This window comes from Aeromonas sp. S8(2024) (genome assembly GCF_041403085.1).
Taxonomy (GTDB): domain Bacteria; phylum Pseudomonadota; class Gammaproteobacteria; order Enterobacterales; family Aeromonadaceae; genus Aeromonas; species Aeromonas dhakensis.
This window is the reverse complement of record NZ_JBGLRF010000013.1, coordinates 73859-84495: the sequence shown is the minus strand read 5'-3', so window position 1 is coordinate 84495 and position 10637 is coordinate 73859. Positions and strand designations below refer to the sequence as shown.

Genomic DNA, 10637 nt, shown 5'->3' with positions numbered 1-10637 from the left:
TCTCGCTGTCTCGCTGTCTCGCTGTCTCGCTGTCTCGCTGTCTCGCTGTCTCGCTGTCTCGCTGTCTCGCTGTCTCGCTGTCTCGCTGTCTCGCTGTCTCGCTGTCTCGCTTGTTGGGTTGTTCTGTGCAAGACAACCAGACAATAAAAGGGCCACCGCTCGGTGGCCCAGGGTGGAGTCTGATCCTGACTCCGGCACTCTAGATTGTGGCAATCTCTCGTTGGGTTCTGTCTATGGTGCCCTCCTTGCGCGCCAGGCGCCTGTTAGATATGCCAGTGCTGATGCCGCAATGCCTTGAAGCTGTGTTGAGGTTGCAAGGCCGCATGCTTGGGGTACTCACTAATGAAATGTTTTATTCCCTCCATCAGTTGTTCGCGTAATGAAGACACGGGCTCATGCCAGGCTTGCAGGCACAGATGGCCAGGGATCAGCTGCTCCTGATAATCTTCCAGCAGCTGTTCTGGCCAGGGCTCAATACCGGAATTGCGTTGCAGCAAATAGTGGGCGGCGGGTTCACGGGCATAGATGAACTGAATCTGGGCCAGATCGCGTTGGCTTAGCGTTTGACTGTTGATGTGACAGGTCAGGTATTTTCCCGTCTTCAGATCCAAGAAGTGACCGCGTTGCCGACAGGCTATGATGCGATACCAGGGCAGGGGCGAACAGAGAGAGTATCCCTCAAGCTCCTGTTCCAGCCAGTGGCGACACTCGGGTGTCTGCACCTCGTCGAGCATGGACTCGAGCTGCCTCAACAAGGCTCTGGATGGTTTGGTGGCCAGTTTCGCACTCATCGCCTGCAATCCTCCTTCTGCACACAATCCCGACTTTCAGTATGAACCCGGTGGCGGCAGAGGGGGTAAGGTTTCTAATGATTAAAATCAGATTAGCAGCGCTGTTTTTATGCAATGAGCGGGCTCAGCCCACCAGGTAGGTGCCGGTACCGAAGGCGATATGAGTCCCTTCTTCGTTGTGCAGTTCCATGCGGGCAACCGCGACCTTGCTGCCGGCCCGGATGATGTGGGCGGTGGCGATGAACTCGTTGCCGCGCCCCGGCCGCAGATAGTCCACCCGCAGATCGATGGTGCCGAGGCGGGAGAAGCGCTCCTTGAGATAGCTGGGGGAGAAGTCTTCCAGCTCGTCGATGCAGGAGGCGGCGACTATCATGCCGCCGGCCACGTCGAGCAGGCTGGCGGTGACGCCGCCGTGCAGTATGTTGTGGAAGGGATTGCCGATCAGCTTCTCCTCCATCTTGATGCGCAGCTCCACCTTGTCGAAGTCGTAGTGGGTGACCTGCATGCCGATCAGCCTGTTGAAGGGCATCCTCTCGGCGAACAGGTTGGCAATGCCACTGAGCGCCATCTTCTTGAGCATCTGTTTCATTCCTTGAGTCCAATCCCTGTCGGCATAGCCGAGTAAAAACTCCAGCCAGTCTGCAACACTTCCTTAACAGTCGCAATGGCAGGTTTATTGTGGGCGGCGGCTGCTTTAGAATGGCGACCCCAAAGGAGAGCCCATGACCGTCATTGCCGAAACCCTGCCTGACCCTCAGCCAGAGAACCCCCTTGCCCTGTTGCAGGCGGTGTTCGGCTATCAGCAGTTTCGGCCGGGTCAGCTCGAGATCATCGAGCAGATAGTGGCGGGGCGCGATGCGCTGGTGCTCAAGCCCACAGGCGGCGGCAAGTCGCTCTGCTACCAGATCCCTGCGCTGCTGCGGCCCGGGCTCGGGGTAGTGGTCTCCCCCCTCATTTCGTTGATGAAGGATCAGGTGGACAGCCTGCGCGCCAACGGGGTGGCGGCGGTCTACATCAACTCGGCCCTGAGCCGGGAGGAGATGATCCAGAACTTTGCCGCCATGCGGCGTGGCGAGATAAAAATCGTCTACGTCTCCCCCGAACGCCTGCTGCAGCACGAATTCATGGACCGGCTGGCGGAGCTGCCCCTCGGCCTGTTCGCCATCGACGAGGCGCACTGCGTCTCCCAGTGGGGGCACGATTTTCGGCCGGAGTATGCGGCGCTGGGGCGGCTCAAGCAGTGGTTTCCCCAGGTGCCCGTGGTGGCGCTCACCGCCACCGCCGACGAGGCGACCCGCAGCGACATGCTGCACCGGTTGGAACTGAACGATCCCTTTATCCACACCGCCAGTTTCGACCGGCCCAATATCCGCTACAGCCTAGTGGAGAAGTTCAAGGCGGCCGAGCAGCTGCTGCGCTATGTGCAGAGCCAAAAGGGCAACTGCGGCATCGTCTACTGCTCCAGCCGCAACCGGGTGGAGGAGGTGGCCGAGCGGCTCTCCCGTCACGGCTGCAAGGCAGCTCCCTATCATGCCGGCCTGCCCCTCGAGCTGCGCCAGCAGACCCAGGAGGCCTTCCTCAAGGATGACATCGAGATAGTGGTGGCGACGGTGGCGTTTGGCATGGGCATCGACAAGCCCAACGTGCGCTTCGTGGTGCACTACGACATCCCCAAGAACATCGAATCCTACTACCAGGAGACAGGCCGGGCCGGCCGCGACGGCACCCCGGCGGAGGCGCTGCTGCTCTACGATCCCGCCGACATCGGCCGGGTGCGGCGCCTGCTCGACAACATCGAGAATCCCCAGCAGCTGCAGGTGGAGCAGTACAAGCTCAACGTGATGGCGGCCTTCGCCGAGGCGCAGACCTGCCGCCGTCAGGTGCTGCTCAACTACTTCGGCGAGTACAACGACAAGCCGTGCGGCAACTGCGACATCTGCCTGGATCCGCCCCAGAGCTATGACGGTACCGAAGATGCCCAGAAGGCGCTCTCCTGCGTCTGGCGGGTGGGGCAGAACTTCGGGGTGGGCTATGTGGTGGAGGTGCTGCGCGGTTCGCTGAACCAGCGCATCAAGGATCACGGTCACGACAAGCTGTCGACCTATGGCATCGGCAAGGATCAGAGCCACGAATACTGGATGAGCGTGATCCGCCAGCTGATCCACAAGGGGCTGCTGACCCAGAACATCACCCGCAACCTGGTGTTGCAGCTGACCGAGGCGGCCCGCCCCGTGCTGCGCGGCGAGGTGAAGCTGGAACTGGCGGTGCCGCGGCTGCAGCCCATCTCCAGCCGCAAGGAGAAGCGCAGCGGCCTGCTCGACAACGCCAACTACGACAAGCGGCTGTTCAAGGAGCTGCGTGCCCTGCGCAAGCAGATCGCCGAGGACGAAGAGGTGCCGCCCTACGTGGTGTTCAACGACGCGACCCTGGTGGAGATGGCGCAGCTCATGCCGATGACGGAAGACGAAATGCTGGCGATCAACGGCGTCGGCCACCGCAAGCTGGAGCGCTTCGGCGAAGCCTTTATGGACCTTATCATCGACTACTGCCGGCGCTAGGGTTGATTAGCGAAGCATCATCGACCCGGCAGACTCTGGCCGGGAGAGTGGCACATCAGGGGGGAAGGCGCCCATTATCCGGACGCCGTGAATTATTTCAGGCTGGCGTAATAGGCCGCCAGGTTCTCCATGTCGGCATCGGTGAGCGGCGCCATGAAGGGCACCATCAAAGGTTCCTTGCGGCGGCCATCCTTGAAAGCCTTCAGCTGTTTCACCAGATAGGCGGCGTTTTGTCCCGCCAGATGGGGATAGTTGGGGACAAGGGCTCTGCCTTCGACCCCATGACAGGCGGCGCAGACGGCAGCCTTGGTCTTGCCTGCCTCGACATCGGCCGCCTGGGCCGGCCCCCACAACAACAGCAACAGGGGCAGGGCGCCCAACCATCTTTGCATCTTCTTCTCCTTGAAATGAAATAGCGCATCGCCCGTTAGCCACTGCTGGCCGACGGCGGTATAAAGAGTGACACGAGAATACGCAGGGACGAACCGCACCACCATGAAGCTGATCAACACTTTTGCCACCGAACTGCCCTGGGCCTGCGAGCCCGTTGCCCCCCAGCCATTGAATGCTCCCGGCCTGCTGCACCTCAACCGTGCGCTGCTCGGCGAGCTGGGGCTGGGGGCGGTGAGCGATGCCGACTGGCTGGCCTGCTGTGGCCATGGCCAGCCCTTGCCCGGCATGCAGCCGGTGGCCCAGGTCTATGCGGGCCACCAATTCGGCGGCTACAGCCCGCGTCTCGGCGATGGCCGTGCCCTGCTGCTGGGGGAGCAGCAGGCACCGGATGGCAGCCGCTGGGACCTGCACCTGAAAGGGGCGGGCAAGACCCCTTTCTCCCGGTTCGGCGATGGCCGTGCCGTGCTGCGATCCAGCATTCGCGAGTATCTGGCCTCCGAGGCGCTGCATGCCCTCGGCATCCCCACCACCCGGGCACTGGTGCTGGTGGGCAGCCAGGAGCCGGTTTACCGCGAACAGGTGGAGACAGGCGCGACCGTGCTGCGCACCGCCCCGAGTCATCTGCGCTTCGGTCACTTCGAGTATTTCGCCTGGAGCGGGCAGGGGGAGAAGATCCCGGCCCTTATCGACTATGCGCTGCGTCATCATTTCCAGGAGCTTGCGAACGGGGCCGAGCTGTTTGCCGAGGTGGTGCGCCGCACCGCGCGGCTCATCGCCAAGTGGCAGGCGGCAGGCTTCTGCCACGGGGTGATGAACACCGACAACATGTCGCTGCTCGGGCTGACCCTGGATTACGGCCCCTACGGCTTCATCGATGCCTATGTGCCGGACTTTGTCTGCAACCACTCGGATCCGGGTGGTCGCTATGCGCTGGATCAGCAGCCGGCGGTCGGCTACTGGAACCTGCAGAAGTTGGCCCAAGCGCTGGCCGGTCACGTCGATGGCGACGCGCTGGCGTCGGCCCTGGCTCAGTACGAGCACCAGCTGATGCTGCACTATTCCGAGCTGATGCGCGCCAAGCTGGGGCTGGCGGTGTGGGAAGAGGAGGATCCGGCGCTGTTTCGCGAGCTGTTCAGGCTGCTGGCGGCGCACAAGGTGGATTACCACCTGTTCCTGCGTCGGCTGGGGGCGCTGACCGTTCAGGGCGATTGGCCCGCCAGCCTGCTGGCCCTGCTGCCTGACCCTGCCGCCTGGCAAGGGTGGCTTGAGGCCTATCGGGCGCGCCTCTCCCGGGAGGGGAGCGAGGATGCTGTGCGCAAGGGGCAGATGGATGCGGTCAATCCCAAGTATGTGCTGCGCAACGCGCTGGCCCAGCGGGTGATCGAGGCTGCCGAGCGAGGAGACATGGCGCCGTTCGAGCGGCTGTTTGCGGCCCTGCAGCATCCCTATGATGAACAACCCGAGTACGAGGATCTCGCCACTCCGTCCCCCGCATGGTATTGCGGTGGCGAGCTCTCTTGCAGCAGTTGAGGAGCAGCCTATGAACTGGCGTATCACGCAGATAGACAGGGAGGCCGGGGTGGTGACGCTGGAGCACCCCGCGCTCGACTGGGACAGTTTTCCAACCCTGGCCGATGCCCTGTTGCAGGAGTGGGAGCTGGTGGCGCTCGAACGTGAGTGTGGCGCCGATCGTCACAGCTGGCTGCTGGAGTTCGAGGGGAGCCGCTTTCGACTCGAGTACGAACACTACAGCGGCTGCTGGCTGGCGGTGGAGCAGCCGGCCGATGCCGAGGTGTTGCTCTGGCTGGCCCGTCAGCATCAGGGCTGAGCAGGCGCCTCAACCAACAGCATAAAGATTGAACTATCAATTTGGGGGCGTATAATCTCGCCCCTCAATTATCGCCAATGGTGGCGGTATGGGTTCCCTAACCCCATTAACCAAAAAGGTCACAATATGAATCTGACCCCTGCTCAGCACCAGACGGCGCTGGTGCGCCTCTCGTTGTTCCACATCCTGATCATTGCCAGCAGCAACTACCTGGTGCAGCTGCCGATCACCATCTTCGGCTTCCATACCACCTGGGGGGCCTTCAGCTTCCCATTCATCTTTCTGGCCACCGATCTGACGGTGCGGATCTTCGGTGCCGGTCTGGCGCGCAAGATCATCCAGACCGTGATGTTGCCGGCGCTGGCCATCTCCTATGCGCTGTCGGTGCTGTTCTTCGAGGGCAGCTTCCAGGGCGTTGGCAATCTGGCCGAGTTCAACCTGTTCGTGGCACGTATCGCCCTGGCCAGCTTTATGGCCTATCTGGTGGGCCAGTTCATGGACGTGGTGGTGTTCAACCGGCTGCGGCTGCTGAAAGCCTGGTGGGTGGCACCGGCCGCCTCCACCCTGTTCGGCAATCTGGTGGATACCATCACCTTCTTCACCATCGCCTTCTGGCGCAGCACGGATCCCTTCATGGCCGAACACTGGGTCGAGATCGCAACCGTGGACTACGTGTTCAAGCTGCTGATAAGCCTGGGATTGTTTGTGCCGCTCTACGGCGTGCTACTGCGTTATCTCAGCCGCAAGCTGGTGGGTGAGGCTGGTTTGAGCGGCCTGCAAACGGCCACACGGCAAGCCTGACGACATTGACCACCCCTCGGGGTGGTCAATTTTTTTGCATTTATGGCAAATAAGGGTTGCTTAGTTAAATGAGAATGATTATTGTTACCTTGTTTTCCGGGAAAGACTTCATTCGTTCCAACGTGATGGACTTCTTGTGAAGGCACGACATTGCTCACATTGCTTCCAGTTAAGGGGCCAGTTTTTACTGGCCCTCTTTTTTTGTCCGCGTCCGGCAGCACGCGGGCATAAAAAATGGGAGCCTTGGCTCCCATTCTCACTCTGCTCTGCTTACTCGATGTCGAGCGCATCGGGGGAGAGGATCACCCCTGTGGTATCGGCGTAGAGATGGTCGTCCGGCAGGAAGGTGACGCCGCCGAAGTTGACCGGCAGATCGGTCTCGCCTACGTCCTTGCTGTCGGCACCCACCGGAATGGCCGCCAGCGCCTGAATGCCGATATCCAGATCTTCCAGAATGTCGACCTCGCGCACGCAGCCGTAACAGACGATCCCTTCCCACTCGTTCTCCGCCGCCGTGGTGGCGATCTCGCTGTCGATCAGGGCGCGGCGCATGGAGCCGCCGCCATCGATCAGCAATACCCGACCAACGCCGTTCTCTTTGACGAGTTCACGGATCAGGCCGTTCGATTCGAAGCATTTGACTGTGGTGATGACGCCGCCGAAGGAGGCGCGGCCGCCGAAGGAGCAGAGCATGGGTTCGAGCACATCCACCATGTCCTGATAGATGTCGCACAGTTCTGAAGTGTTGTATTCCATTGTGTCAAATCCACCGCTGGAAACAGGTGGGATCCAGTATAAGGAGTGGGACTGGCATTTCAATGAATATTCCTTGAACAACAACAGGGATAACGTTTTCTGCATAAGCTCAATGCATGCCACCCCATGTTTGTGAGAGGTTCATCGTGCTCATCCGTCATAAATTGATCCTGAATACCGCGCTGGTCGCCGTGGCCATGCTGGTATTGAGCAGCCTGTTTTTCTACTCCAACCAGGTGAGTCGCCATCTGACCGAGGCCCAGCGCAATGTGGACAGCCTCGAGATCGCCATGCTCAACCTGCGACGAGCGGAGAAAGACTTCCTGATCCGCAAGGATCCGACCTTCGTTGCCCGCTTCAATGAAGTGCTGGCTGACTTTCACCGGCTCAACCAGACCCTGAGCCAGGAGGACAACCTGAGTGCCGTGCAGGGCGAGCTGACCATGCTGGATCAGCAGATGGAGGCCTATGGCAAGGCCTTCAACGAGCTGGTGGTCCAACAGCAGAAGATCGGACTGGGGCCGGAAGATGGACTCTACGGTCGCCTGCGGACGGCGGTGCACGAGGTGGAGGAGGGGCTCAAGCAGCTGGATGAGCAGGGACTGCTCATCACCATGCTGCAGCTGCGGCGGGCGGAGAAAGACTTCATGCTGCGCTCCGACATCCAGTATCTGGAGCGCTTCCAGACCCTGCACAAGGATTTCCAGCAGCGGCTGGCAACCTTGCCGGAGGCTGAACGCGGCAAGCTGGAGCAGGCCAGCGAGCAGTACAAGCAGGACTTCATCGCCCTGGTGCAGGGGATGCAGGTGCTGGGGCTGAATGAGGGGGAAGGGCTGCGCAGCCAGATGCGGGATCTGGTGCACCAGACCGAGCAAGGGTTCGCCGCGGTCGACAAGCACATCGCCGACGAGCTGGTACGGCAGACCTCGCGCCTCAACACCCTGATGCTGGTCTGTGGCGGCGTCATCATAGTGCTGATGGGCATCATGAGCATGCTGCTGGGCCGCAGCATCGATCGCCCGATCTCGCGGGTGAACGACACCGTCAACCGCATCCGGCAGGACAATGACCTGCGCCTCAAGATCGAGCTGCAGGGGGCGGACGAGATGGCGCAGCTGGCGAGCAACCTGGACGTCATGCTGGGAGGTTTTCGCCACCTCATCGGCGACGTGAAGCAGAGCGTGCACACCCTGACCGAGGCGGCGGATCACCTCTCAGGCAACGTCCGCCGCACCAGTGAGGGGGCGGCCCGCCAGCTGCAGGAGACCGACATGGTGGCGACCGCCTCCACTGAAATGGGCTCAACCATAGAGGAGATCGCCCGCAACACCGAGCAGGCCGCCAACAATGCCCAGACCACCAACAACAAGGCGATGGAGGGGCGCAGTGCGGTGGAGAACACCGTCGGCCAGATCCGCTCCCTGGCCGACAACCTGGAAAACTCCTCCCGCGAAGTGGCCCAGCTGCAGCAGGAGAGCGAGACCATCGGCTCTGTGCTGGACGTGATCCGCGGCATCGCCGAGCAGACCAACCTGCTGGCCCTCAACGCGGCCATCGAGGCGGCGCGGGCGGGGGATCAGGGCCGCGGCTTTGCGGTGGTGGCGGACGAGGTGCGCAGCCTCGCCATCCGCACCCAGAAGTCGACCCAGGAGATCGCCGGCATCATCAGCTCGCTGCAGAAGCAGACCGGCAACATAGTGGGCATGATGGCGACCTGCCGCGAGCAGGGCAACAGCAGCTCGGAGCAGGCCAGCATGGCGGGCGAACTGCTGGAGCAGATCACCCAGGACGTCACCCACATCATGGATATGAGCACCCAGATTGCCGCCGCCATCGAGCAGCAGAGCCTGGTGGCCAACGAGGTGAACCGCAACGTCAACAACATCCGTGACATCGCCCAGGAGTCGAGTCTGATGGCGGAGGAGAACGCCAAATCGAGTCACGGCCTGACCGAGCAGGCCAAGCTGCTCAACCAGGCGGTGGCCAAATACCGGGTGTAGCGGCTGCGCTGAATGAACAAGGGAGCCATAAAGGCTCCCTTTTTATTGCCAAGCGGATTAAAGCAGGAACAGGGTGGCCAGCCCCAGGAAGATGAAGAAGCCGCCGGTGTCGGTGATGGCGGTGATCATCACGCTGGCGCCCACCGCCGGGTCGCGCCCCAGCCGGCTCATGGTCATGGGGATGATGACCCCCATCAGCGCCGCCACCAGCAGGTTGAGCATCATGGCCAGCGTCATCACGGCGCCCAGCGCCGCATCCTGATAGAGGATGTAGGTGGCCACCCCCATGGTGCCGCCCCACACCAGGCCATTGATCAGGGCCACCCCCAGTTCGCGCCACAGCAGGAAGGAGACGTTGCCGGTCTGGATGTGCTGCAGCGCCAGCGCCCGCACTATCATGGTGATGGTCTGGTTGCCGGTGTTGCCGCCGATGCCGGCGACGATGGGCATCAGCGCCGCCAGCGCCACCAGCTGGGAGATGGTGTGCTCGAACAGGCCGATCACCCGCGACGCCACGAAGGCGGTGCAGAGGTTGATGGCGAGCCAGGCCCAGCGAGTCTTGACCGCCTTGGAGACGGGCGCAAACACGTCCTCCTCCTCGCTGATCCCCCCCATCCGGCGCAGGTCGGTATCGCTCTCCTCATAGACCAGATCCACCACCTCGGCGACGGTGAGCCGGCCCATCAGTTTGCCCCTGGCATCCACCACGGCGGCGGAGACCAGGTCGTCCCGCTCGAAGGTACGGGCGGCCGCCTCATCGTTGTCTTCCGGATCGAAGGTGACCGGATCCTTCTCCATCACGTCGCTCACCCGGGTCTCGGGTCTGTGCAGCAACACGGTCGTGAGCGGCAGTTCTCCCTGCAGCCGGTTGCGACGGTCGATGACGAACAACTTGTCGGTGTTGTCGGGGATCTGGCCGCGCAGGCGCAGGTAGCGTTGCACGGTAGCCAGGGTCACATCCGGACGTACAGTCACCAGGTCGAAGTCCATCATGGCGCCAACCGTGTGCTTGCCGTAGCGGATCACCTCCCGCACCCGATCCCTGTCCATGGGGGCCATGGAGGTGAGCAGCCGCCCCATCAGGTTGCGGGGCAGGTACTGGCCCAGATAGATCTGATCGTCGATGTCGAGGGTGCTCAGGGCATGCAGCAGCTCCTTGTCGCTCATGCCGCTGATGAGGCTGTCCCACACCGTCTCCGAGGCCTCCACCAGGATCTGGCCGTGCTTGTCCGCATCCACCTGCTGCCACAGTACGTGACGCTCGTCCGGCGGCAGGGATTCCAGCGCATCGGCGATATCGGCGGCGGGCAGGCTGTTGACCAGTCGGGTGAGCTCGCTGGTCTGGTTCCGCAGTTCGGCGTCCTGCTCCCCTTGCGGGTCGAGCAGGCTGTCGGTGAGGGCGTCGTCGGCGAGCAGCAGGGTGAGGATGCGGGCTCTGTCCTGTTCACGCTGCTTGGCGTTGTTCTTGGCGGGGAGAGACATGAAACTGAATTCCTGAATTCGGTGGTCC

Annotated in this window: 10 protein-coding genes; 5 read left to right on the top strand and 5 right to left on the bottom strand. The window is 62.0% G+C overall.

All coding sequences use genetic code 11. The annotated features are described in order from the left end of the window. Positions 1-263: 263 nt before the first annotated feature. The gene (locus ACB031_RS21465) at positions 264-791 is read right to left on the bottom strand and encodes a hypothetical protein (protein ID WP_206220924.1); all 528 of its coding nucleotides are present in this window, start codon (positions 789-791) and stop codon (positions 264-266) included. A 124-nt stretch (positions 792-915) separates the two neighbouring features. Continuing rightward, complete coding sequence (locus tag ACB031_RS21460) at positions 916-1380, bottom strand: thioesterase family protein (protein WP_041202898.1); 465 nt, start codon at positions 1378-1380, stop codon at positions 916-918. Positions 1381-1513: 133 nt separating this feature from the next. Between ACB031_RS21460 and recQ the strand changes: the two genes are divergently transcribed. Continuing rightward, the gene (gene recQ, locus ACB031_RS21455; RefSeq protein WP_017764853.1) at positions 1514-3349 is read left to right on the top strand and encodes an ATP-dependent DNA helicase RecQ; all 1836 of its coding nucleotides are present in this window, start codon (positions 1514-1516) and stop codon (positions 3347-3349) included. A 92-nt stretch (positions 3350-3441) separates the two neighbouring features. Here the strand turns inward: recQ and ACB031_RS21450 are convergent, their stop codons facing one another. Next, on the bottom strand, positions 3442-3741 hold the full coding sequence (locus tag ACB031_RS21450; protein WP_017764852.1) for a cytochrome c: 300 nt from the start codon (positions 3739-3741) through the stop codon (positions 3442-3444). A 103-nt stretch (positions 3742-3844) separates the two neighbouring features. Here ACB031_RS21450 and ACB031_RS21445 point away from each other — a divergent pair, with 103 nt between their 5' ends. From ACB031_RS21445 to ACB031_RS21435, 3 genes are all read left to right on the top strand, one after another. Continuing rightward, positions 3845-5272 (top strand): YdiU family protein, encoded by a 1428-nt coding sequence (locus tag ACB031_RS21445; protein ID WP_206220923.1) that lies wholly within the window; start codon positions 3845-3847, stop codon positions 5270-5272. A gap of 10 nt (positions 5273-5282) precedes the next feature. Continuing rightward, entirely contained in the window at positions 5283-5570 is a 288-nt protein-coding gene (locus ACB031_RS21440; RefSeq protein WP_371140207.1) for a DUF3630 family protein, read from the top strand. A gap of 126 nt (positions 5571-5696) precedes the next feature. Beyond that, positions 5697-6371, top strand: a complete 675-nt coding sequence (locus tag ACB031_RS21435) for a 7-cyano-7-deazaguanine/7-aminomethyl-7-deazaguanine transporter (RefSeq protein WP_010635778.1) — start codon at positions 5697-5699, stop codon at positions 6369-6371. Between the two features lie 270 nt (positions 6372-6641). Here ACB031_RS21435 and rraA read toward each other — a convergent pair whose 3' ends face one another. Beyond that, entirely contained in the window at positions 6642-7127 is a 486-nt protein-coding gene (gene rraA, locus ACB031_RS21430) for a ribonuclease E activity regulator RraA (protein WP_005306574.1), read from the bottom strand. 146 nt (positions 7128-7273) lie between these two features. On the opposite strand from rraA, the gene ACB031_RS21425 reads away from it, so the two are divergent. After that, positions 7274-9127, top strand: coding sequence for a methyl-accepting chemotaxis protein (locus ACB031_RS21425; protein ID WP_371140206.1), 1854 nt, complete (start codon positions 7274-7276; stop codon positions 9125-9127). A 57-nt stretch (positions 9128-9184) separates the two neighbouring features. Here ACB031_RS21425 and mgtE read toward each other — a convergent pair whose 3' ends face one another. Next, positions 9185-10609 (bottom strand): magnesium transporter, encoded by a 1425-nt coding sequence (gene mgtE, locus ACB031_RS21420; RefSeq protein WP_041203041.1) that lies wholly within the window; start codon positions 10607-10609, stop codon positions 9185-9187. Between the last annotated feature and the right edge of the window lie 28 nt (positions 10610-10637).

What these genes read in the sequence shown, in the direction of transcription:
- ACB031_RS21460 (WP_041202898.1), bottom strand. Translation starts at nt 1,380, where the DNA reads ATGAAACAGATGCTCAAGAAGATGGCGCTCAGTGGCATTGCCAACCTG.
- ACB031_RS21465 (WP_206220924.1), bottom strand. Translation starts at nt 791, where the DNA reads ATGAGTGCGAAACTGGCCACCAAACCATCCAGAGCCTTGTTGAGGCAG.
- ACB031_RS21435 (WP_010635778.1), top strand. Translation starts at nt 5,697, where the DNA reads ATGAATCTGACCCCTGCTCAGCACCAGACGGCGCTGGTGCGCCTCTCG.
- ACB031_RS21445 (WP_206220923.1), top strand. Translation starts at nt 3,845, where the DNA reads ATGAAGCTGATCAACACTTTTGCCACCGAACTGCCCTGGGCCTGCGAG.
- recQ (WP_017764853.1), top strand. Translation starts at nt 1,514, where the DNA reads ATGACCGTCATTGCCGAAACCCTGCCTGACCCTCAGCCAGAGAACCCC.
- ACB031_RS21450 (WP_017764852.1), bottom strand. Translation starts at nt 3,741, where the DNA reads ATGCAAAGATGGTTGGGCGCCCTGCCCCTGTTGCTGTTGTTGTGGGGG.
- mgtE (WP_041203041.1), bottom strand. Translation starts at nt 10,609, where the DNA reads ATGTCTCTCCCCGCCAAGAACAACGCCAAGCAGCGTGAACAGGACAGA.
- rraA (WP_005306574.1), bottom strand. Translation starts at nt 7,127, where the DNA reads ATGGAATACAACACTTCAGAACTGTGCGACATCTATCAGGACATGGTG.
- ACB031_RS21440 (WP_371140207.1), top strand. Translation starts at nt 5,283, where the DNA reads ATGAACTGGCGTATCACGCAGATAGACAGGGAGGCCGGGGTGGTGACG.